At 62.6% G+C, this 20,974-nt stretch carries 21 protein-coding genes; 12 read left to right on the plus strand and 9 right to left on the minus strand.

The genetic code is table 11. The features are described 5' to 3' along the window. Positions 1–3: 3 nt before the first annotated feature. Together NLY42_RS10995 and NLY42_RS11000 are read right to left on the minus strand one after the other, a co-directional pair. Positions 4–1,311: a YeaH/YhbH family protein gene (locus NLY42_RS10995; RefSeq protein WP_023686733.1), complete on the minus strand. Its 1,308-nt coding sequence runs from the start codon at positions 1,309–1,311 to the stop codon at positions 4–6. Between the two features lie 17 nt (positions 1,312–1,328). Continuing rightward, positions 1,329–3,278, minus strand: coding sequence for a PrkA family serine protein kinase (locus NLY42_RS11000; protein WP_023754173.1), 1,950 nt, complete (start codon positions 3,276–3,278; stop codon positions 1,329–1,331). 152 nt (positions 3,279–3,430) lie between these two features. Here NLY42_RS11000 and NLY42_RS11005 point away from each other — a divergent pair, with 152 nt between their 5' ends. Beyond that, a complete protein-coding gene (locus NLY42_RS11005; RefSeq protein ID WP_245263508.1) occupies positions 3,431–3,859 on the plus strand; it encodes a hypothetical protein in 429 nt (142 codons plus the stop codon). Beyond that, entirely contained in the window at positions 3,816–5,369 is a 1,554-nt protein-coding gene (locus NLY42_RS11010) for an acetolactate synthase large subunit (protein ID WP_023701378.1), read from the plus strand. Before NLY42_RS11005 ends, NLY42_RS11010 begins: the two co-directional genes overlap by 44 nt. Positions 5,370–5,380: 11 nt before the next feature. Here NLY42_RS11010 and NLY42_RS11015 read toward each other — a convergent pair whose 3' ends face one another. Then, positions 5,381–5,683 (minus strand): BolA family protein, encoded by a 303-nt coding sequence (locus tag NLY42_RS11015; RefSeq protein ID WP_023711704.1) that lies wholly within the window; start codon positions 5,681–5,683, stop codon positions 5,381–5,383. 170 nt (positions 5,684–5,853) lie between these two features. On the opposite strand from NLY42_RS11015, the gene NLY42_RS11020 reads away from it, so the two are divergent. From NLY42_RS11020 to NLY42_RS11035, 4 genes are all read left to right on the plus strand, one after another. Further along, positions 5,854–6,483 (plus strand): J domain-containing protein, encoded by a 630-nt coding sequence (locus tag NLY42_RS11020; RefSeq protein WP_032887126.1) that lies wholly within the window; start codon positions 5,854–5,856, stop codon positions 6,481–6,483. A 123-nt stretch (positions 6,484–6,606) separates the two neighbouring features. Further along, complete coding sequence (cobS, locus tag NLY42_RS11025; RefSeq protein WP_023670677.1) at positions 6,607–7,593, plus strand: cobaltochelatase subunit CobS; 987 nt, start codon at positions 6,607–6,609, stop codon at positions 7,591–7,593. An 11-nt stretch (positions 7,594–7,604) separates the two neighbouring features. Next, positions 7,605–9,503: a cobaltochelatase subunit CobT gene (gene cobT / locus NLY42_RS11030; RefSeq protein WP_023754174.1), complete on the plus strand. Its 1,899-nt coding sequence runs from the start codon at positions 7,605–7,607 to the stop codon at positions 9,501–9,503. Continuing rightward, positions 9,500–10,525, plus strand: coding sequence for an esterase-like activity of phytase family protein (locus NLY42_RS11035; protein WP_023754175.1), 1,026 nt, complete (start codon positions 9,500–9,502; stop codon positions 10,523–10,525). Before cobT ends, NLY42_RS11035 begins: the two co-directional genes overlap by 4 nt. 5 nt (positions 10,526–10,530) lie before the next feature. Here the strand turns inward: NLY42_RS11035 and NLY42_RS11040 are convergent, their stop codons facing one another. From NLY42_RS11040 to rpmB, 3 genes are all read right to left on the minus strand, one after another. Continuing rightward, positions 10,531–11,202 carry a polyamine aminopropyltransferase gene (locus NLY42_RS11040; RefSeq protein WP_023694049.1) on the minus strand — a complete coding sequence of 224 codons (672 nt, stop codon included), beginning with the start codon at positions 11,200–11,202 and terminating at the stop codon, positions 10,531–10,533. Between the two features lie 3 nt (positions 11,203–11,205). Next, positions 11,206–11,886: a queuosine precursor transporter gene (locus tag NLY42_RS11045; protein ID WP_023731082.1), complete on the minus strand. Its 681-nt coding sequence runs from the start codon at positions 11,884–11,886 to the stop codon at positions 11,206–11,208. A gap of 162 nt (positions 11,887–12,048) precedes the next feature. Next, positions 12,049–12,345, minus strand: a complete 297-nt coding sequence (gene rpmB, locus NLY42_RS11050) for a 50S ribosomal protein L28 (RefSeq protein WP_023670682.1) — start codon at positions 12,343–12,345, stop codon at positions 12,049–12,051. Between the two features lie 259 nt (positions 12,346–12,604). Between rpmB and NLY42_RS11055 the strand changes: the two genes are divergently transcribed. From NLY42_RS11055 to NLY42_RS11065, 3 genes are read left to right on the plus strand one after another with little or no spacing between them, the layout of a single operon-like run. Beyond that, positions 12,605–13,405, plus strand: coding sequence for a DUF3108 domain-containing protein (locus tag NLY42_RS11055; RefSeq protein ID WP_023711708.1), 801 nt, complete (start codon positions 12,605–12,607; stop codon positions 13,403–13,405). 44 nt (positions 13,406–13,449) lie between these two features. Further along, positions 13,450–14,337 carry an aromatic amino acid exporter YddG gene (gene yddG / locus NLY42_RS11060; RefSeq protein WP_023699112.1) on the plus strand — a complete coding sequence of 296 codons (888 nt, stop codon included), beginning with the start codon at positions 13,450–13,452 and terminating at the stop codon, positions 14,335–14,337. After that, positions 14,334–15,008 (plus strand): lysoplasmalogenase, encoded by a 675-nt coding sequence (locus NLY42_RS11065; protein ID WP_023754176.1) that lies wholly within the window; start codon positions 14,334–14,336, stop codon positions 15,006–15,008. Before yddG ends, NLY42_RS11065 begins: the two co-directional genes overlap by 4 nt. Here NLY42_RS11065 and NLY42_RS11070 read toward each other — a convergent pair. After that, positions 14,983–15,435: a cupin domain-containing protein gene (locus tag NLY42_RS11070; RefSeq protein ID WP_023745808.1), complete on the minus strand. Its 453-nt coding sequence runs from the start codon at positions 15,433–15,435 to the stop codon at positions 14,983–14,985. The two genes, NLY42_RS11065 and NLY42_RS11070, sit on opposite strands and share 26 nt — an antisense overlap. 20 nt (positions 15,436–15,455) lie before the next feature. Continuing rightward, the gene (gene gloB, locus NLY42_RS11075; RefSeq protein WP_023754177.1) at positions 15,456–16,223 is read right to left on the minus strand and encodes a hydroxyacylglutathione hydrolase; all 768 of its coding nucleotides are present in this window, start codon (positions 16,221–16,223) and stop codon (positions 15,456–15,458) included. A gap of 118 nt (positions 16,224–16,341) precedes the next feature. On the opposite strand from gloB, the gene NLY42_RS11080 reads away from it, so the two are divergent. From NLY42_RS11080 to NLY42_RS11090, 3 genes are all read left to right on the plus strand, one after another. Continuing rightward, the gene (locus tag NLY42_RS11080; RefSeq protein ID WP_023670688.1) at positions 16,342–17,124 is read left to right on the plus strand and encodes a class I SAM-dependent methyltransferase; all 783 of its coding nucleotides are present in this window, start codon (positions 16,342–16,344) and stop codon (positions 17,122–17,124) included. Between the two features lie 137 nt (positions 17,125–17,261). Further along, positions 17,262–19,082, plus strand: a complete 1,821-nt coding sequence (locus NLY42_RS11085; protein WP_027050739.1) for an ABC transporter ATP-binding protein/permease — start codon at positions 17,262–17,264, stop codon at positions 19,080–19,082. A 64-nt stretch (positions 19,083–19,146) separates the two neighbouring features. After that, positions 19,147–19,935, plus strand: coding sequence for a DUF1194 domain-containing protein (locus NLY42_RS11090; RefSeq protein WP_023714977.1), 789 nt, complete (start codon positions 19,147–19,149; stop codon positions 19,933–19,935). A 51-nt stretch (positions 19,936–19,986) separates the two neighbouring features. On the opposite strand, the gene NLY42_RS11095 is transcribed toward NLY42_RS11090, so the two are convergent. Beyond that, on the minus strand, positions 19,987–20,922 hold the full coding sequence (locus NLY42_RS11095; protein WP_023673297.1) for a glycosyltransferase family 2 protein: 936 nt from the start codon (positions 20,920–20,922) through the stop codon (positions 19,987–19,989). Positions 20,923–20,974: the final 52 nt, after the last annotated feature.

Consider the following 20,974-nt stretch of genomic DNA (forward strand, 5'->3'; position numbering starts at 1 on the left):
CTCTCAAGCGCTCTTGATGGCCGCCGGCTGCCTGGCGAAGAGCCGGTGGAAGACCGGGTAAATATCCGCGGGAGCAGCGATGCGGCTCATCTGGAAGTTGGGCCATTTCAGCTCGATCGTACTGTAGGCGCGCCAAAGCGACGTCCCGTTTTCGGTAGCACCGAATATGTGGCTCTCGCGTTCGTCGATGATCTCGACATAGGCGAAATACTGGCACAGGCGCATGAGCTTGCCGTTCATGAGCTCTATGCATCGCTCGGAATCGGTGGTGAAATTGTCCCCGTCAGAGGCCTGCGCGGCGTAAATGTTCCACTCGCTGGCAGGATAGCGCTGGCCGATAATGCGGTGCATTTCGTCGAGCGCGGTGGAGACGATCGTACCGCCGCTCTGCGTGTTGTAGAAGAACGTGTCCTCATCCACTTCGTGCGCCTCATGGGTATGGCGGATGAAGACGATCTCCGTGCGTTCGTAGCGCCGTTTCAAGAACAGGTGCAGCAGCACGAAGAAGCGTTTGGCCAAGTCCTTTTCGCGTTGGCCCATCGATCCGGACACGTCCATAAGGCAGAACATGACGGCATTGGCATTCGGCACCGGCCGGGCGTCGAAGCGGTTGAATCGGATATCGACCGGATCGACAAAGGCAATTCGCCTGCGCCGTCGCTCCAGCCGGTCAAGCTCGTCGCGTAATTCCGCGATGCGCTGGCGCACCGCCGCGCCGGCCGGGGCCGACTCAAGCGTGACGATTTCCCGGAGGATCGCCTCCAGTTCCTGCTGCGTGGGGCGCCTCAGCGCAATGCGCCGGCCTAGGCTGTTGCGCATGGTGCGGCCGGCATTGATGTTGGTCGGGGAACCGGTTGCCGCGAAGCCGGCCCGGCGCGGCTTGAAGGCAAGGATTTCCTTGAGATTGAGCTTAACCAGGTCGGGCAGTTCGAGATCCTCAAAAAAGAGTTCGAGCACCTCCTCGCGTGACAGCACGAAACGAAAATCGTCTTCCGACGCCGTGTTTCCTGGCGACGACGCCGCGCCGCCCCCATGCGGCTTCGGGAGCAGGTCTCCAGGGGAAAAATGCCTGTTGCCCGGAAGGATGTGTCGGCGCCGTCCGCTGGCCCTGTCATCGTTGAAGCTCGGCTCGGCCGTTTTCCTTTCAGGCATGGGCACGGCGTGCTCGGTATCCACGTCGGCGATCCTGCCAGTGCGGATTTGATCGCGAATGCTCCGCTTCAACTCCTCGCGAGCACGCCTGAGGAAGCGCTGTCGATTGCCAAGGCTCTTGTCCTTGGGGTTCAGGCGACGGTCGATGAAGATCGGCATGGAACCATCCGGCTCTGTCAACCCGCCTTGTTCACCCGCATGTACCAGTCCACCAGCCGGCGTACCTGCCGTTCTGTGTAGCCACGCTCGATCATGCGCTGCACGAATTCGTTGTGGCGCTTTTCCGTAACGCTGTCTTGCTTGGAGCCGAAGCTGATCACCGGCAAGAGGTCCTCGACCTGTCCGAACATCCGCTTCTCGATGACCTCGCGCAGTTTTTCATAGCTGGTCCATGACGGGTTGCGGCCGTGGTTTCTTGCGCGAGCGCGCAGAGTGAACTTCACCACCTCGTTACGGAAGTCCTTGGGATTGGCGATGCCTGCCGGTTTCTCGACCTGCGAAAGTTCGTTGTCCAGGATCTCCCGGTTGAGGATCTGGCCGGTGTCGGGTTCCTTGTAGTCCTGGTCCTCAATCCAGGCATCCGCATAGGCGATGTAGCGGTCGAAGAGGTTCTGGCCGTATTCGCTATAGGACTCCAGATAGGCCTTCTGGATTTCGTGGCCGATGAACTCGGCGTAGCGCGCCGCAAGCTCCGACTTGATGAATTCAAGATAGGCCGCTTCCGTTTCCTTCGGGAACTGCTCCCGCTTGATCGCCTCCTCCAGAATGTACATCAGATGCACAGGATCGGCGGCCACCTCCTCATTATCGAAGTTGAATGTCTGCGAAAGGATCTTAAAGGCAAAGCGCGTGCTGACGCCCGTCATGCCTTCATCGACGCCGGCGGCGTCGCGATATTCTTGGACCGACTTTGCCCTGGGATCGACTTCCTTCAGATTTTCGCCGTCATAGGCGCGCATCTTGGTGTAGAGCGGCGAGTTGTCGTGCTCGGCCAAGCGCGTCGAAACTGCAAAGCGGCTGAGGATGTCCAAAACTTCAGGGGCACAGGGGCTGGCGGCCAACTCGCTCTCACGCAGCAATTTCTCATAGATCTGCCTCTCTTCGGTGATCCGCAGGCAATAGGGTACCTTGACCACCAGGATGCGATCGAGAAACGCCTCGTTGTTCTTGTTGCTCTTGAACTGTTGCCATTCCGACTCGTTGGAATGGGCGACGATGATCCCCTGGTAGGGAAAGGCGCCGAAATTTTCAGTGCCGTTGTAGCTGCCTTCCTGTGTCGCGGTCAGCAGCGGATGCAGAACCTTGATGGGTGCCTTGAACATCTCGACGAATTCAAGCAGACCTTGCGTGGTCCGGTTCAGGCCACCGCTATAGGAATAGGCATCGGGGTCGGACTGGCTAAAATTTTCCAATTGCCTGATGTCGACCTTGCCGACCAGGGCCGAGACATCCTGATTGTTCTCATCGCCAGGTTCGGTCTTGGCAATGCCGATCTGGCGCAGCCGCGAAGGCATCAGCTTGACGACGCTGAATTTGGAGATGTCGCCAGACAATTCGTCGAGGCGCTTGGCCGCCCATGGCGAAATCAATCCGTTCAGCCGGCGCCGGGCTATGCCGTATTTATCCTCTAGCAGATCACCCATGTGATCGGGATGGAACAGCCCAAGCGGCGACTCGAAAACCGGGCTGATCTGGTTGCCGACCTTCAGCGTGTAGATCGGGCGCTGCTCCATCAGTTTCTTCAGGCGCTCGGCCAGAGAGGATTTGCCGCCGCCGACCGGGCCGAGGAGATAGAGGATCTGCTTGCGTTCTTCGAGACCCTGCGAGGCATAGCGGAAATACCCGGCTATGCGCTCGATCGTATCCTCCATTCCATAGAAGTCGGAAAAATGAGGGTAGACCTTGAGGGTCCGATTCGAGAAAATGCGGCCGAGCCGCTCGTCTTTGCTGGTGTCAACCAGTTTTGGTTCGCCGATTGCGTCGACCATCCTTTCGGGAGCCGAAGCGTACATCGATTTGTCTTCCCGACAGGCAAGAAGATACTGTTGGATGCTGACCTCTTCGTCCGCCGCATTGGCATAAATTTCCGAAAAAAGATCGAAGACGTCGGATTGGGTTGCACGCATGATGTTCTGCCCTCGGAGCCGATCTGGATTCCAATCGCCTCATCACCTTCAACTGTCGGAAAGCATTGTTGGTTCCCTTCACATGAAGGAGAGTGGCTGCAATCCGGGTAGAAGGCTTGGGAGGAAACATTCGGAGTGGCTGGAATGGCGGGTTGCCCGGTGCTGCGGCGCTGATGGGCGGCGTTGTCGCCGGCCAGCTATCTCGATGGACACAAGCATCCGCCGACCTTCATCGCCTATTCGCGCGCCGAAGGCCGCGACGACCAATCGAAGGCTTTGCCAAACGCCTGCGCGCCATCGGCACTGAAGTGACGCTGTTCGACGGCAACGCCTACACGCATATGTCGATCAATCACGACTTCGGCGAGGACGGCGACGCGTTGACCGCCGCGATGCTGGCCTTCCTGAATGGACCGTCGGTTGATCCCCGATCCCCGCGAGGCGTCCTGGATCAGACCAAAAAGCCCCGGCGGGACATTGCCGACCCGGCGGCTACAGGTGCAATTGTTCCTGAGTTGTCGATTGGGAAAGAAAATCATGAATGGCGCCGATCTGCTGTGCGACGTGCTCCTGGCCAATGACGTCACGGTCTGCTTCGCCAATCCTGGCACATCCGAAATGCATTTCGTTGCCGCACTGGACCGCAAACCTCAGATGCGCTGCGTGCTCGGCCTGTTCGAGGGCGTGGTGACCGGCGCCGCCGACGGCTATGCGCGCATGACCGACCGCCCGGCAGCAACGTTGCTGCATACCGGACCGGGTCTCGCCAACGGTTTGGCCAACATGCACAACGCAAGGCGTGCGCGCAGCCCGATGATCAACATTGTCGGCGACCATGCTTCCTACCATCTGCCGCTCGATGCCCCGCTGACCAGCGACATTGAAGGCCTGGCGTCGCCGATGTCGAACTGGGTTGGCCGCGTCAAGGGGCCGGCCGATATTGTGCCGGCCGCAGAGGCGGCTTTCCGCGCCTCACTCACGCCGCCTGGCGTCACGACCTTGATCCTGCCTGCGGATGCCGCCTGGGGCGAAGTTGCTGCGATTTCGCCTGGCAAGGTGAAGCTGGAGCCGCCGCCCGCCGTCGACATGGCTGTTGTGCGCACGATCGCCGAAGCAATCCGCGCCGCGCCGGGCCGTGTCGGCATGGTGGTGCGTGGGCAGGCGGCGCGCGCCGATGGACTTGAAATCGCAGGGAGAATGTCATCGGGAAGCGATGTCAGGCTTTTCAGTGAGGTTCTGATCGCCCGCATGCAGCGCGGCCGCGGGCGGTTCGCCCCGACCCGCATTCCCTATCCGGTCGATGCGGCGACGGCCATGCTCCGGGATATCGACTTGCTGGTGCTGGTCGGCGCCAAGGAGCCGGTTGCCTTCTTCGCCTATCCCGGCAAGCCCGGGCGGCTGGTTCGGGACGATTGCAAGGTGCTTTCGCTGGCGGCGCATGGCCAGGATCTGAAAGCGGCGCTGGAGGCGCTGGCTGCCGAGGTCGGCATCAAGCCGACGCAGCAATTCGCCGCCGCAACCGCCTTTCCAGACGAACCGACGCTGAGCGGCAGACTGACGGACGATGCCATCGCGCTGTCGGTGGCGCGCAAACTTCCGGCCAATGCCATCGTCTGCGACGAAGCGGTCACCTCGGCGAGACGGTTCTTCGCGCTATCCGCCTTTGCGGCGCCGCACGACTACATGATGGGTACGGGCGGATCGATCGGCGGCGGCATTCCGATGGCGACAGGAGCAGCGATCGCCTGCCCGGACCGCAAGGTGATCAATCTCGAGGCCGACGGCAGCGGCATGTACACGGTGCAGGGACTGTGGACCCAGGCCAGGGAAAAGCTTGACGTCGTGACCATCATCTTTTCCAACCGGACCTACGCCATCCTGCATGGCGAAATGAAGAATGTCGGGGTCAATGAGATCGGCGAGAACGCTAGGCGCATGCTCGATCTCGACCATCCGGCGCTGGACTGGGTTGCGCTGGCCAAAGGCATGGGCGTCGAGGCGGCCCGCGCCGACACGTGCGAGCGGTTCGACGCGCTGCTCGACAGTGCCCTGTCGCGTCCGGGACCGTTTCTCATCGAAGCGGTGATCTGAGGCGGAGAGACTTACCAACGGGTCTTTTCGCCGGGTGCAGCCGGTTCGATTGCCAGCGCATGGACGCCGGCTTGCAGCTCCGCTGCCAGCAATTCGTTGACGGCGCGGTGGCGGTCGATGCGGCTCATGCCGGCAAAGACGGATGAGACGATGCGGACGCGAAAATGCGTCTCGCCAGTGCCGTCATAGGCAGCGTGATGGTCGGAGCCGTGGTGGTGATGACCGGCATGAAGGTGGCTTTCATTGACGATCGCCAGGCGCTCCGGCGAAAACGCCTTGTTCAGCTTGTCTTCCATAGTCGCCTGTATGGACATCGCCATCTCCCTTCACCATATCTGCAAGGCGTGATCGGGAAATCGGGATCGATCCCGCCGGGCCGCCTCAAAAAATCGCCATTTCGCCCTGCTTTATGCCGCGATTCAGCGGTTAGGGCGATGATCGCGAAAATGTCAATTCTTGTTTCGCACGTGCGAACAGCCCATAAATGGGTGAGATGAAACCGTACCCCAAATATTTCGAGAAAATTCGGGTCCGTCCCGACAAGGATGCGGAGCTGAAGTCGCACTCGCCGATCTGCCAGTGGGACGGCTGCAAGGAGGCCGGTACCCACCGGGCGCCGGTCGGACGCATGAAGGAAGGCGAGTATTTTCAGTTCTGCTTCGATCATGTGCGCGAATACAACAAGGGTTTCAACTACTTCTCCGGCGTGCCGGACACCGAGATAGCCCGCTTCCAGAAGGAAGCGATGACCGGCCACCGGCCGACATGGAAGATGGGCGTCGCCGGCGCCTCGACGCGCTCCTCGCCCGATTTCGCCCAGCAGCGTTCCGGTCGCGCCGGCTATTACAACCGCATGCGCGATCCTTTCGACCTGTTCAAAGGGCCGAAGGACCCGCGCGAGGCGCGCGAACGCAAGGCCAAGCCGCTTGAGGCCAAGGCGCTGGAAACGCTTGGCCTTGATACAAAGGCGACTGGCAAGGACATCAAGGCGCGCTATAAGGAACTTGTGAAGCGCCACCATCCGGATGCGAATGGCGGCGATAGAGGTTCGGAAGACCGGTTCCGCGATGTGCTGCAGGCCTATCGCGTGCTCAAGCAGGCGGGTTTGTGCTGAGCAACCTAACGGTTCGTGTCGTTTTCCAACTTTCATAAGGGTGGAAAAGGCTCTAAGACCGCCCCCGGACAAAATCGATTGCCGGCGAAATCAGGCATTTCGCCCGTGGAGACTTGGATAGAGATGAACAAGGTCGATCGCGACATCGCCAATTTGCCCGACACGACGGTGTCGGTGAAAGACAAATTCGGCTTCGAGTCCAAGATGGTGGTGCCGGCCTATTCGGTGACCTCGGAACATGTGCCGGACATCGATCCGGACTATCTGTTCGACAAGGCGACGACGCTGGCGATCCTTGCCGGCTTTGCCTACAATCGCCGCGTCATGGTGTCTGGCTATCACGGCACCGGCAAATCGACCCATATCGAACAGGTCGCCGCCCGCCTTAACTGGCCCTGCGTGCGCGTCAACCTCGACAGCCACGTCAGCCGTATCGACCTCGTCGGCAAGGACGCCATCGTCGTCAAGGATGGCCTGCAGATCACCGAATTCCGCGACGGCATCCTGCCCTGGGCCTACCAGCACAATGTCGCGCTCTGCTTCGACGAGTACGATGCAGGCCGTCCGGACGTGATGTTCGTCATCCAGCGCGTGCTGGAATCGTCGGGCCGCCTGACGCTGCTCGACCAGAGCCGGGTCATCCGCCCGCATCCGGCGTTCCGGCTGTTTTCGACCGCCAACACGGTCGGCCTCGGCGACACTACCGGCCTCTATCACGGCACGCAGCAGATCAACCAGGCGCAGATGGATCGCTGGTCGATCGTCACCACGCTGAACTACCTGCCGCACGACAATGAGGTGAACATAGTGCTGGCCAAGGCCAAGCACTATCGCGACGGCAAGGGCAAGGACATCGTCAACAAGATGGTGCGGGTCGCCGACATGACGCGCTCGGCCTTCATCAATGGCGATCTGTCGACCGTGATGAGCCCGCGTACCGTCATCACCTGGGCCGAAAATGCCGAGATCTTCGGCAATATCGGCATGGCGTTCCGGCTGACCTTCCTCAACAAGTGCGACGAGCTGGAGCGTTCGGTGGTGGCCGAGTTCTACCAGCGCGCCTTCGGCGAGGACCTGCCCGAGAGCGCCGCCAACGTGGTGCTGGGCTGAGCAGAGCCTCGATGGCGGGTCCGGGCGACAACACGCGCAACAAGTCGAAGACGGGGTCTGAAGCCGACAGCTTCAAGCGTGCCGTCACCGTCTGCATGCGCGCCATCGCCGGCGACAAGGAGCTCGAAGTCGGTTTCGCCAAGGACCGCCCGGCGCTCGCCGGCAGCCGCGCCCGACTGCCCGAACTGCCGAAGAAAGCGTCCAAGACAGACATCGCGATTACTCGTGGCCTGGGTGATTCCATGGCGCTGAAGCGCGCTTGCCACGATCAGCGCATCCACACCAAACTGGCGCCGGAAGGCAAGCTGGCGCGCTCGATCTATGACGCCGTGGAACAGGCCCGCGTCGAGGCGATCGGCAGCCGCGCCATGCAAGGCGTCGCCGACAATATCGGCTCGATGCTGGAGGACAAATACGCCAAGGCCAACCTTGTCGACGTCAAGGACAAGGCCGACGCGCCGATCGAGGAGGCGCTGGCGCTGATGGTGCGCGAAAAGCTGACCGGACGGCCGATCCCGAAGAGCGGCGAACGGCTGGTCGACCTCTGGCGGCCCTGGGTCGAGGAAAAAGCCAAGGCCGATCTCGACGGACTGTCGGCCAAGCTTGGCGACCAGCAGGCCTTTGCCCGCGTCGTGCGCGAGATGCTTGCGTCCATGGAGATGGCCGAGGAACTCGGCGACGACCAGGAAACCGAAGACTCCGAGGACAATGACGACAACCAGCCGCAAGGCGAGGAGCAGAGCGAGGAGGGCGGTGAAGACGATTCCGGCTCCGAGCAGTCGCAGTCCGAGGATGCCGAGGCCTCGGCCGACGACGAACAGTCGTCCGAGACTGAGGCCTCCGACGCCACTGCCGACGATCTTTCCGACGATGACGATGCAGACGCCGAAACGCCGGGCGAGGCGCGCCGTAACGACAACCCCTTCGCCAACCTGCCGAAAGAGATCGACTACAAGGTTTTCACCACCGCCTTCGACGAGACGGTCGGTGCGGAAGAGCTGTGCGAGGAAGAAGAACTCGACCGGCTGCGCGCCTTCCTCGACAAGCAACTGGCCAATCTCTCCGGCGTCGTCGGACGGCTCGCCAACCGGCTGCAGCGCCGCCTGATGGCGCAGCAGAACCGTTCCTGGGATTTCGACCTCGAAGAGGGTTATCTCGATCCGGCACGCCTGGTTCGTGTCGTCATCGACCCGATGCAGCCGTTGTCGTTCAAGCAGGAGCGCGACACCAAATTCCGCGACACGGTGGTGACGCTGGTGCTCGACAATTCGGGCTCGATGCGCGGTCGGCCGATCACGGTTGCCGCCACCTGTGCCGACATTCTGGCGCGCACGCTGGAGCGCTGCGGCGTCTCGGTCGAGATCCTCGGCTTCACCACGCGGGCGTGGAAGGGCGGACAGGCTCGCGAGAAGTGGCTGAAGGACGGCAAGCCGCCGAACCCCGGCCGGCTCAACGATCTGCGCCACATCATCTACAAATCCGCCGATCATCCGTGGCGTCGCGCCCGGCGCAATCTCGGCCTGATGATGCGCGAGGGCCTGCTCAAGGAAAACATCGACGGCGAGGCGTTGTTATGGGCGCACAACCGGCTGATCGCCCGGCCCGAACAGCGCAAGATCCTGATGATGATCTCGGACGGCGCGCCGGTGGACGATTCGACGCTGTCGGTCAATCCTGGCAACTATCTCGAGCGGCATCTGCGCGCCGTCATCGAGCTGATCGAGACGCGCTCGCCGGTCGAGCTGCTGGCCATCGGCATCGGCCACGACGTTACCCGCTATTACAGGCGCGCCGTCACCATCGTCGATGCCGAGGAACTGGCCGGCGCCATGACCGAGCAGCTGGCCTCGCTGTTTGCCGAGGAAAACGTGCGCGATACACGCCGCGGCGGCTACGGGCGCGCTGGATGATTTTTTTGCGCGGCGGGTTTCGGCAGATGCTCTTCGCGGTCACTGCCTTGTTCGGCATGGCGTTTGCGCCGGCCATCGCCGCCGGCCCAAGCGCGGTCGAGCCGGTCGAAGTCTCGGCGCGGCCGATCACCACCTTCAATATCGGCAGCGCCGACAAGCAGTTTGGGCTGCTGGAATTCGTCGGCGGTCTTGAGATGAACTCGACGACGCGCGATTTCGGCGCGCTGTCGGCATTTCGGTTCGTCAAACCCGGCAGCGATTTCATCGGCGTCGCCGATACGGGCTTCTGGTTCTTCGGCTCGATCACCCATGATGCCAACAAGCGGCCGTCCGGCATCCAGAATTTCCGCATGCAGCAGATGGTCGATGAAAAGGGCCGGCCGATCGACAGGAAATGGGAAGTCGATGCCGAGGGCCTTGCAGTCAAGGACGGCATCGCCACCGTCGGCTTCGAGCGCGATCACCGCGTCGCCCAGTTCAAGATTGACCCCAGCAACATGACGGCGCCGTTCAAGCAACTGAACTTTCTGGTTCCAGCCCGCGAACTGCGACAGAACCGCGGTTTCGAGACCGTCACCCACGCCAATCCCAACGGCCAGCACGAGGGCGGCCTCGTCGTGGTCTCGGAAAAGAGCTTGGACAAGGCTGGCAACATCTATGCCGCCATCATCGAAGGGCCGCACAAGGGCGTCTTCACGGTCAAGCGCAACGGTGATTTCGACATCACTGACGGCGCCTTCCTGCCGGATGGCGACCTGCTGCTTTTGGAGCGCAGTTTCTCGATGGCCGGCGGTGTCAGGATGCGGCTAAGGCGCATCTATGGCGAAAGCGTCGAGAAGGGCGCGGTTGCCGACGGGCCGGTGCTGATGGAAGCCGACATGGGCTACCAGATCGACAATATGGAAGGACTCGACGTCTGGACCCGCGATGACAGAGCGCTGATGGTGTCGCTGATCTCGGACGACAACCATTCGATCCTGCAGCGCAACCTCTATCTGGAATTCATCCTGCACCAGGATTGAGAGCCCTAAGGCTTGGTGGCGATCCAGATGACGTGGCGCGCGCCGCGCTTGCCATTGGCGCGCGTCTTCACCTCGTCCACGACAAAGCCCGCCTGCTTGAGCCTAAGTGTGAAGCCGGCATCGGGGCCTTGCGACCAAACAGCCAGCACGCCCCCGGGCCTGAGCGCTGCACGCGCCGCGCCGAGCCCGGCAGCGCCATAGAGGGCGTCGTTGCCCTTGTAGACGATGCCTTCGGGGCCATTGTCGACATCGAGCAGGATGGCGTCCCAGGCTGCCTTGTCGGATCTTATGATGTGCCCGACGTCGGCTTCGCGAACCGTCACACGGGGATCGTCGAGACAGCCGGCGAAGACCGCCTCCATGGGGCCGCGCGCCCAGGCGATGACGGCGGGGACAAGCTCGGCAACGGTGATGCCTGCGTCGGCGCCCATTTGGGCAAGCGCAGCGCGCAGCGTAAAACCCATGCCGAGGCCGCCGATCAGGATTTTCGGTTGGGCGCGGCCGCCGATCTTTTCACAGGAGAGCTTGGCCAGCGCTTCCTCGGAGCCGCTGAGGCGGCTGTTCATCAGCTCATTGGTGCCGAGCATGATCGAGAATTCGCTGCCGCGCTGCTTCAGGCGCAGTTCCTGTCCGCCGTCAGGCGTTTTGGCCGAGCCGAGCTGGACCCAGGGAATCACGGCCTAGACAGCCACGGCCGGCTGGCTCCAGTGGGCGGCGAGCAGCCGGTAGGGGATCAGGGCCACAACAGCGATGATCAGCTTCACCGAGAGGTCGCCCAGCGCCCAGGAGACCCAGCGCATGGACTCGACCGGCAGCACGCCCATCAGCGGCGCCGTCTCCAGCGCAAAGCTGTCGTTCGGGCCGGCAAAAGCGAAGGCGGCCGAAAAGGCGATGCTGAAGAACACCAGGGTGTCGAACACCGAGCCGACCAGCGTGCCGACGATCGGCGCGCGCCACCAGCTCTGCCGGCGCAACCGGTTGAACACGGTGACGTCGAGCAATTGCGCGCAAAGGAAGGCCGCGCCGGAAGCTGTGGCGATGCGCACCAGCCGGTCGGCTGATGTCTCGAACTCGATCAGGCCGTGGCGAAACAGGAAGGGCGGGACGAGGATCGAGCAGACCACAGCGGTCATGAAGCCGACAAGGACGATGCGGCGCGCCACGGTCGGCCCGTAGCGGCGGTTGGCAAGGTCGGTGACCAGGAAGGAGAAGGGATAGGTGAAGGCGCCCCAGGTCAGGATGTCGCCCAGCGACAGACCGCCGGCCTGGCCCTGCATCGGGAACTGCACGAGGATGTTCGATGCCACGACGACAAGCGCCATGGCGGCCACAAAGGGCAGATATCGCGAGAAGGAAGTCATTTTTTTATCCTGGGTAATGGAACCAGCCAGGCGCTAGCCGAAGTTCGGGTCGCGCTGCCTTGCAAGTTTTGAGCATCGGATTGCTCCGATGCTGCTGCCTTAGAAGTTTTGAGCATCGGATTGCTCCGATGCTCAGGGCGGTCGTCCCCCGCCTTGATATCGTTAAGCGGCGGGCTGGTCGGCCAGCTTCTTGGCGATCTGCTTCTTCAACAGGCGCGCGCGCTGCGACAGTTCCTTGGCGTCGGCCTTGGCCAGGAAGGCGTCGAGGCCGCCGCGATGCTCGACCGAACGCAGCGCGTTGGCCGAAATGCGCAGGCGCACATTCTGGTTCAGCGCTTCCGAAATCAGCGTCACATTGACGAGGTTCGGCAGGAAGCGGCGCTTGGTCTTGTTGTTGGCGTGGCTCACATTGTTGCCGGTCTGGACTGCCTTGGCAGTGAGTTCGCAGGTGCGGGACATGGTTCTAACCTTCAGTTCTGTCTAGCCTGCCAAACCTTGTTCGCCCGCGCCGGGTGGCGCGCGGTTTCAGTCAGGCGGCCTTATGGAAAAGTTGGCGTTCCATAGTTGCATTTCGCCAATGCGTCAAGCTCCGGCTTGCCCACGACTGTGACGAGCGTTTCACATAAAGGCCGGAATTCAGCCTATAAGCGGTCGGACAGGGACATCTCAAGCCGGAGTCGCCCGCCTCCGGTTAAAAAAATCAAGGACCGAGCCCGCCATGCTTCGCCCGTCACATGCCGTTGTCGCGATACTTGTCGCCGCCTTGCCAACATCAACCCTTGCCGCCGCGCCCGCAGCCACCGCACAGTCCTTCAAGGGCGAATACACGGTGTCGTTCCTCGGCCTTTCCGTGGCCAAGGCGACATTTTCCAGCCACTACGAAGGCGATAGCTATTCCATAGACGGCACCGTCTCCAGCGCGGGTCTCGCCACCTTGTTCGACGACACGAGCGGCACGATCTCGTCAAAGGGCAAGATTCTGGGCAAGCAGATGCAGCCGCAGGTATTTCGCGCCGATTATAAGTCCGGCAAGAAGGCTTCCATGGTCGATATCCGCTTTGCCAATGGCGCGGTGACCGCCACCCAGGTCATTCCCGAGCCGAAAAAGCGCAATCCCAAAAACTGGATACCGCTGGGCAGCAACGATCTGGCATCGGTGCTCGATCCGATGGCGGCTACCGTCATCCATGCCGACAGCCTCGACCAGGTCTGTGGGCGCAAGGTGAAATTCTATGACGGCGAGATGCGCGCCGACCTGACGCTGACCTACGCCTCGAAAGGATCGATCTCGGTCAAGGGCTACAAGGGCGACACCGTTACCTGCAAGATGAGCTTCGAGCCGGTGGCAGGCTACCGCAAGGGCCGCAAGGCGCTGAATTACCTGAAGAAGAAGAGCCAGATGATGGTGACGTTTGCACCGCTCGGCCAAACCGGCATATATGCGCCGATCCACGCCACGGTCGGGACGCAGATCGGCACCTTGACTGTCAGCGCGGGGCGGTTCGAAGCTACTGAATAGACGCGCCCACCCGAATAGAATGGGGCGAGTCGCCGGAGACGGGCATGGGGCGCGCAACACTGATCGGTTTCTCGGCGGTCGCCATGTGGGCGCTGCTGGCGTTGCTCACCGATGCGTCGGGCGCCGTGCCGCCATTCTTGCTCTCGGCCATCACCTTCACCATCGGCACCGCAGTCGGGTTGGTTGCCCGGCTGTTCATGCCGGCGACCGATAAAAGCCTGAAGATCCCACGCCAGGTCTGGGTGATCGGCATTGCCGGACTGTTCGGCTACCATTTCTTCTATTTCACCGCGCTGCGCAACGCGCCGGCGGTCGAGGCAAGCCTGATCGCCTATCTGTGGCCGCTGCTGATCGTGCTGGGATCAGCGCTGATGCCGGGCGAGAAGCTGGCCTGGAACCATGTCGTCGGCGCGCTGCTCGGGCTCGCCGGGACCGTGCTGATCGTCACCAAGGGTGGCGGCCTCGCCTTCGATGCTCGCTACACCTTCGGCTATGCGATGGCGGCCGTCTGTGCGCTGCTGTGGTCGTCCTATTCGCTGCTGTCGCGGCGCTTTCCGGCGGTGCCGACCTCGATCGTCACCTGGTTCTGCGCCGCCACGGCAGCCCTGTCTCTCGTCTGCCATCTTCTGCTGGAAAAGACGGTGCTGCCCGATGGTCCCGGCCAGTGGCTGGCGGTGCTTGGTTTGGGGTTGATGCCGGTGGGCGCGGCCTTCTACGCCTGGGATATCGGCGTAAAGCGCGGCAACATCCAGGTGCTCGGCGCGGCAAGCTATGCGGCGCCACTGCTGTCGACATTGGTGCTGATCGCGGCGGGCGTTGCCGAGCCGTCGCTGCGTATCCTGGCGGCCTGCGTGCTGATCACCGGCGGCGCGGCGCTGGCGGCGAAATCGTTGTTCCTGCGCAAGGCGGCAACTGGCGGGGCAAGCGCATGACGATGCCGTTTGCCGGCGGCATCGACGCCAACGCAAATGCAACATTGATTTTTTCGCTGGTGGCGGCAGTGATCTACGCCTTCACCCTGGATATGCGGCCGACGCTGGCCCGCTCGGCGGCAAAGACGCTGGCCGTGGCCATGCTTGCGGCGCTCGCCTTCATGCAAGGTGGGCCGCTGTTGCTCGTCGCTGCGCTGGCGCTCAGCGCCGTCGGCGACGCCTTCCTGTCGCGTGACGGCGAAAAGGCCTTCCTCGGCGGGCTGGCCAGCTTCCTTGCGGCGCATGTCCTCTATGTGCCGCTCTTCCTGCGCAGCGGCGGCGGGCTGGATGTGCTCAGCGCCGAGACATGGCGCGGCGTCATCGCGCTGGCCATGGCGGCCTTCGCAGTCGTCATGCTGGCGGCACTCTGGCGCCGTGTCGGCCCCCGCCTGCGGGTGCCAATCGGCGTCTATATCGCAGCCATTCTGGCGATGGGCATCTCGGCGTTGACGCTCGACAATCCGTGGGTCATCGGCGGCGCTGTTATGTTCATGGCATCGGACGGGCTGCTTGCCGCGGAGAAATTTCTGGTTCCGGCAATAGCACCCTATCGCGCCGGCATCCGTTATGCGGTCTGGGTGCTCTACTATGCCGCCCAGTTGGCAATTACGCTCGGCTTTTTGCTACGCTAGGTTCCCAGCCCGGCTCGGCCATTTCGAACGCGGCGAAGTCGAAGCCCGGCGCCACGGTGCAGCCGACCAACGTCCATTCGCCGAGGCTGCGCGCCGATTGCCACCAGCCGGCCGGCACGACGATCTGCGGCCGCTCGCCCGCCGCAAGCTCAATGCCGAGCACCTGCTCGATCACCTGGTTAAGCATTGGACTACCTTCCTCGCACATCGACAGCGCCAGCGGCGCTCCGGCATGGAAGTGCCAGACCTCGGCCGCGTCCTTGACCCGGTGCCAGGCCGAAATCTGGTCCTGTTCAAGGAGGAAATAGATCGCCGTCGAATGGCCGCGCGCGCCACCGGCGCCGTCGCGAAAGGTCTCGGCATACCAGCCGCCTTCCGGATGCGGCTTGAGGCCAAGCATGGCGATGATTTCAGCGGCGCTGGTCATGGCTGATCCCGGAACGATGCTCAGAAATTGTCCTTGCGCTTGCGGATTTCCGCGAACACTTCGGCGTCGGAGGCCTCCTCCATACCGAGATGCTTGCGGATCGCCGGGTCGTGCCAGCGCAGGAACGGATTGGTCGACAATTCCTCGCCGATCGTGGTCGGCAGCGTCGCCTTGTTGTCGGCGCGCAGGGTCTCGATTTTGGCGGCGCGTTCCCTGAGCGCCGAATTGGTCGGGTCGACGGTCAACGCAAAGCGGGCGTTCGAAAGCGTATACTCATGGCCGCAATAGATGACCGTGTCCGCCGGGAGTGCCGCCAGCTTCTTCAGCGACTCATACATCACCGGCGGCTTGCATTCGAACAGCCGGCCGCAGCCGAGCGCGAACAAAGTGTCGGCGGTGAACGCCACTTTCGAGGCCGGAAAATGATAGGAGACATGGCCCGCAGTGTGGCCGGGCGTGGCGATGACATCGATCCGCTCGCCGCCGAGATGGACGACCGAGCCTTGCCCGACGGTCTCGTCGATGCCGGGAATTTTTCCCTTTTCAGCCTCCGGTCCGACTATGCGCAGCTTGAAGCGCTCCTTCAGCGCCAGATTGGCCTCGACATGGTCGACATGGTGGTGGGTGGTCAGGATCATCGTCGGCTTCCAGCCGGTACGCTCGATCGCGGCAATGATCGGCGCTTCTTCGGGCGCGTCGATAATGGCGGTCTCGCCGCTTTTCGGGTCATGCACCAGCACGCCGAAATTGTCGCTGCGGCACATGAACTGTTCGATTTCGACGGGCATTGGCATCTCTCCATCTGTTGGCGCAGACATAGGGCGCTTGGCCGCCGATGTCACTCTAGCTTTGCAGAACGTGGCGGCTTTGTTGAACTTGGGCGGCATCGCAGCTACCGTCCCGCGCATGCATTCCGATATCGTCGATCTCCGCTCCTTCTATTCGACCACGCTCGGCCGCCTGGCTGAACGCTCGATCACCATGGCGCTGTCCTCAATATGGGCAACAGTGCCGAATGAGCGGCTGGTCGGGCTCGGCTATACCTTGCCGTGGCTGGAGCGGTTCGGCACCGATGCCGAGCGGGTGTTTGCCTTCATGCCTGCTACGCAAGGCGCCGTCGTCTGGCCGGCGAACGGGCCGACGGCTACGGCGCTGGTCTTCGACGAGGAATTGCCGCTGGTCGATTCCTGCATCGACCGCATGCTGCTCGTGCATTCGCTCGAACATGTCGAAAACCCGCGCGAGACGCTGAACGAGATCTGGCGGGTGCTGTCGCCGGCAGGGCGCGTCGTCATCGTCGTGCCCAACCGGCGCGGTGTCTGGGCGCGGTTCGAGCACACGCCGTTCGGCAATGGCCGGCCGTTCTCGCGCGGCCAGCTGACAGAATTGCTGCGCGAGGCGAATTTCACGCCGGCTTCCTGGTCCGACGCGCTGTTCTTCCCGCCATCGCCGCGGCGCTTCATGATGCGGTTCCACAATGTGCTGGAGCGCGCCGGCCGGCGGTTCTGGCCGATCTTTTCCGGCGTCATCGTGGTCGAGGCGCAGAAGCGGCTCTATCAGGGCGTGCCGGTCGCGCAGCGCGCTTCGCGCCGTGTCTTCGTGCCGGTACTGTCACCGCACGGTGCGACGCGGCTTGGCCGCCGGGCGGAAGGGGTGACATCGACGACGCGTCAGGTGACACCTTCGTGATCATCATGGAAACTGGTGTTGCGTGGGTTTTTCCCACCTATCTGTCGCAGATGCATTCGCGGTCCGTTTGAGCGGCGGATGCCTTCAAGTCTCTCCATCTGGTTTCAGCAACGCTTCTGAACGCAAGGACCTCGTGCATGGCTGATCAACCGGACAAGTCCGCCACCGTTCAGCCGGTAACCGTCGAAGCCAGCAGCCTGCGCGATCAGGTAGCGACGATCAAACGGGCGCTGATAGGCTCACCGGTGCGCAAGTGGCTGGTCTGGACGTCGGTCGGCATTATGGCGGTCATCGTCGCGACGTCGATCGGCCAGGTTCTGCTCAACCGCTGGAACCAGCCTTTCTACGATGCGCTGGCGCGTCGCGACATGGCGGCCTTCCTGCATCAGCTGATGATCTTTGCCGTGATTGCCGGCACGCTGCTGCTGCTCAACATCGCTCAGACCTGGCTCAACCAGATGATCCGGCTGAAGCTGCGCGAGGCGCTGACGCTCGACCTGATCGACCAATGGATGCGGCCGGCGCGGGCCTTCCGGCTCGCCAATGCCGGCGCCATCGGCGTCAATCCCGACCAGCGCATGCAGCAGGATGCCGCGCATCTGTCCGATCTGTCGACGGACCTCGGCGTCGGCCTGCTGCAATCCTTCATCCTGCTGGTGTCGTTCGTCGGCGTGCTTTGGCAACTCTCGTCGGGCTTCGTCTTCCACATCAACGGCTGGTCGCTGGCGATACCGGGCTACATGGTCTGGGCCGCGTTCCTCTATGCCGGCATCGCCTCCTGGCTGAGCTGGCTGGTCGGGCGGCCGCTGATCCGCCTCAACAGCGACCGCTACACCCGCGAGGCCGAGCTGCGTTCCGGGATGGTGCGCGTCAACGAGAATGTAGACGCCATCGCGCTCTATCACGGCGAAGCCGATGCCAAGAGACGGCTCGAAATCGACCTTGGCACGGTGCTGGGCGCGATGCGAAACATCTACAAAGCGCAGATCAACCTTTCCTGGGTGACCGATACCTATGGCTGGATCACCGTGGTGGCGCCGATCCTGGTTGCATCGCCGGTCTATTTTTCAGGCGACATCAGCTTTGGCGGGTTGATGATGGCGGTCGGCGCCTTCAACCAGGTGCACTCGTCGCTGCGCTGGTTCATCAACAATATCGGCGGCATCGCCGACTGGCGCGCCACGCTGATGCGCGTTGCCGACTTCCGCATTGCGCTCGATGAAACCGATGTGTTGCACGACAAGGAAAAGCGCATCGAATTCGGCGATAACGCCAATGGCAGCCTGACCTTCGAGAAGCTCCAAGTGGCCTCGCCGGAGGGCTGCACCAAACTTTCAGACAGCCATGTCGAGATCCATCCCGGTGAGCGCGTCATGATCACCGGCGACCCAGGCGCCGGCAAGACATTGTTCTTCCGCGCCATTGCCGGCCTTTGGCCCTGGGGCAGCGGGCGGATCGGCTTGCCGGCCGGAGAAACGCCGATTTTCGTGCCGCGTGTTCCGTATTTTCCTGCCGGCACGTTACGCGAAGTGCTGCATCCAAATGGCTCGGCGCCGGCTGGCGATGCTGATTTTGGGGCGGTGCTGGCCGAGGTCGGCCTCGAGCGGCTGTCATCCTCGCTCGACCGTTCCGCACGCTGGGAGCGTGAACTCAACGATGACGAACAGCGGTCGCTGGCCTTCGCCAGGCTGGCCTTGCGGCAGCCGAAATGGGTGATCATCGACGAAGCGATGGACGCGTTCGATGGTCCTTCGCTGCGAAGGGTACTGTCCATGCTGGAGAAACGCCTGCCGGAAACCGCGATCCTCAACATCGGGCGCGGACTGCACAATGGTCATTTCTTTCCACGCGCATTGAACATCGTGAAGGATACGGGTGCTGCGCCACTGAAACCCGCCCGAGTCAGGACCGGCGCCATCGACCCGCCGCCGAAAGCGGCCGTGCGGCGAAAGAAGTAGAAGGGGCTTTATTTCGCCGCGATCGCGGCGAAGAATCACGGGTCGAAACGTCCGTGGTGCGGCCATGCTCGATGCGCTCAGCCTGCTTGCCTGCCTTGCCTGCACCACGCCCGTGGCTGCCCCGGCCGTTGCCGTGGATGTCGAACTGGTGCTGGCGGTCGACATCTCACAGTCGATGGACGAGAGGGAGTTCGCGCTGCAGCGCGCGGGCTATGTCGAGGCGCTCAGGCATCCCGATTTCATCAAGGCCGTGCGCTCGGGAACCACCGGGCGCATCGCGCTTGCCTATTTCGAATGGGCGGGCGTCGTGCGCGAGGATGGCGTCATCGCCTGGCAGGTGATCGACAGCGCAGAGAGCGCCAACGCCTTCGCCGACAGAATAGAAGCGCGGCCGTTCCGCAGCTTTCGCGGCACCTCGATTTCGGGCGCGCTTGCCTTCGGCGCCGGGCTGTTCGAGGGCACGGGGTTCGATGCGCCACGCAGCGTCATCGACATTTCCGGCGACGGTCCCAACAACACCGGGCTGCCCGTCGCCACGACACGCGATGCGGCGGTGGCCAAGGGCATCGTCATCAACGGCCTGCCGATCCTGATCAGCCCGTCGCCGACCTTCAGCCATCTCGACCAGTATTATGACGACTGCGTCACCGGTGGGCCCGGCTCCTTCGTGTTGCCGATCTATGCGGCCTCGGAATTCGCCACCGCCATACGCCGCAAGTTGATCCTGGAGGTGAGCGGCATCGCCGATGCGACCGTGGTCCCGATCGATGCCGCCGCACCCATGGACTGCCTGCAGGGCGAACGCGACCGGCGGCTATATTCCGACCCATATCTGCCGGAACTCGACAAATGAGGTTTGAGGCAGTTCGGAGGGGAAAGCCGCTGCGCGGCTTGTCGGCAAACTTCAGGCCGGCCGTGCACCGTATTTGTCGCGAAATTCGGCATAGAGATCGCGGCGCCAGCGCCGGCCGCCGACATAGCCACGCAACAGCTGCGGCAGCGAATAGCCAAGCGCCTTCGACGACCGGTTGGCCATATAGCCGGAGAACGCCTGCGAAACCCTGCCCTTGAGTGCATCGGCGATGAGCTGCCGGGCGATCATGTAAGGCGGAATGTAGGGGTAGCGGTCGGCGATATAGGGGTGCTTGTCGATCAAGCTCGCATAGGCTTCGACATAGCCGTCCCGGCGACCGGAGATCGAATTCTCCGAGTTGTACTTTTTCCAGTCGATCACTTCGGACAGCTGCGCGCCGCTGCGACGGGCAAAGCGCAGCAACAATTCGCGATCCTGCATGCGCGTGACGTCACTATCGTAGCCGCCGATGGCCAGCAGCGACTCGCGCCGGGCGGTGATTGCCGACCCGGCAATGAAGATGGTCTGCGCGACAAGGGCCCGCTCCAGCGAGTCGCGGCTCAGCAGCGCCTCGCGGTTGACGCAGTTGGTGCGGCGATTGCCCTTCAGCGACACGAAGGAACTGATCAGCACTTCGAGCGAGGGATTGTTGTCGAACTGCTCCAGCGTCCGCGCCAGGCGATCCGGCAAATAGACGTCGTCGGAATCGAGGAATGTCACCACCGGCGCCTGCGCCCGCTCGATGCCGGCATTGCGGGCGGCATTGGCGCCGCGCCATTTTGAGCCAACATAGATCAGCCGTGGATCGCGGATTTCGGCAAGTGCGGCTGCCGTACCGTCGGTCGAGCCGTCATCGACGACAATGTGTTCGAACCGGGGAAAATTCTGCGCCAGCACGCTCTCCACGGCGCGCACGACCTTGCTGCGGCGATTGTGCGTCGGTGTGATCACCGAGATCAGCGGAGCGAGGTCGGTTGCCTTGGACATGTTGCTTCGATTGTGCCCCGAAATGCCTGGAGGCCGGAGGTTTTGATGGTCG

This window comes from Mesorhizobium sp. C372A, assembly GCF_030323245.1.
GTDB lineage: Bacteria > Pseudomonadota > Alphaproteobacteria > Rhizobiales > Rhizobiaceae > Mesorhizobium.

Excerpts from the sequence above, each read along its gene's own strand:
- NLY42_RS10995 (WP_023686733.1), bottom strand. The coding sequence starts at position 1,311 with ATGCCGATCTTCATCGACCGTCGCCTGAACCCCAAGGACAAGAGCCTT.
- NLY42_RS11000 (WP_023754173.1), bottom strand. The coding sequence starts at position 3,278 with ATGCGTGCAACCCAATCCGACGTCTTCGATCTTTTTTCGGAAATTTAT.
- NLY42_RS11010 (WP_023701378.1), top strand. The coding sequence starts at position 3,816 with ATGAATGGCGCCGATCTGCTGTGCGACGTGCTCCTGGCCAATGACGTC.
- NLY42_RS11015 (WP_023711704.1), bottom strand. The coding sequence starts at position 5,683 with ATGTCCATACAGGCGACTATGGAAGACAAGCTGAACAAGGCGTTTTCG.
- NLY42_RS11020 (WP_032887126.1), top strand. The coding sequence starts at position 5,854 with ATGGGTGAGATGAAACCGTACCCCAAATATTTCGAGAAAATTCGGGTC.
- cobS (WP_023670677.1), top strand. The coding sequence starts at position 6,607 with ATGAACAAGGTCGATCGCGACATCGCCAATTTGCCCGACACGACGGTG.
- cobT (WP_023754174.1), top strand. The coding sequence starts at position 7,605 with ATGGCGGGTCCGGGCGACAACACGCGCAACAAGTCGAAGACGGGGTCT.
- NLY42_RS11035 (WP_023754175.1), top strand. The coding sequence starts at position 9,500 with ATGATTTTTTTGCGCGGCGGGTTTCGGCAGATGCTCTTCGCGGTCACT.
- NLY42_RS11045 (WP_023731082.1), bottom strand. The coding sequence starts at position 11,886 with ATGACTTCCTTCTCGCGATATCTGCCCTTTGTGGCCGCCATGGCGCTT.
- rpmB (WP_023670682.1), bottom strand. The coding sequence starts at position 12,345 with ATGTCCCGCACCTGCGAACTCACTGCCAAGGCAGTCCAGACCGGCAAC.
- NLY42_RS11055 (WP_023711708.1), top strand. The coding sequence starts at position 12,605 with ATGCTTCGCCCGTCACATGCCGTTGTCGCGATACTTGTCGCCGCCTTG.
- yddG (WP_023699112.1), top strand. The coding sequence starts at position 13,450 with ATGGGGCGCGCAACACTGATCGGTTTCTCGGCGGTCGCCATGTGGGCG.
- NLY42_RS11065 (WP_023754176.1), top strand. The coding sequence starts at position 14,334 with ATGACGATGCCGTTTGCCGGCGGCATCGACGCCAACGCAAATGCAACA.
- NLY42_RS11070 (WP_023745808.1), bottom strand. The coding sequence starts at position 15,435 with ATGACCAGCGCCGCTGAAATCATCGCCATGCTTGGCCTCAAGCCGCAT.
- gloB (WP_023754177.1), bottom strand. The coding sequence starts at position 16,223 with ATGCCCGTCGAAATCGAACAGTTCATGTGCCGCAGCGACAATTTCGGC.
- NLY42_RS11080 (WP_023670688.1), top strand. The coding sequence starts at position 16,342 with ATGCATTCCGATATCGTCGATCTCCGCTCCTTCTATTCGACCACGCTC.
- NLY42_RS11085 (WP_027050739.1), top strand. The coding sequence starts at position 17,262 with ATGGCTGATCAACCGGACAAGTCCGCCACCGTTCAGCCGGTAACCGTC.
- NLY42_RS11090 (WP_023714977.1), top strand. The coding sequence starts at position 19,147 with ATGCTCGATGCGCTCAGCCTGCTTGCCTGCCTTGCCTGCACCACGCCC.
- NLY42_RS11095 (WP_023673297.1), bottom strand. The coding sequence starts at position 20,922 with ATGTCCAAGGCAACCGACCTCGCTCCGCTGATCTCGGTGATCACACCG.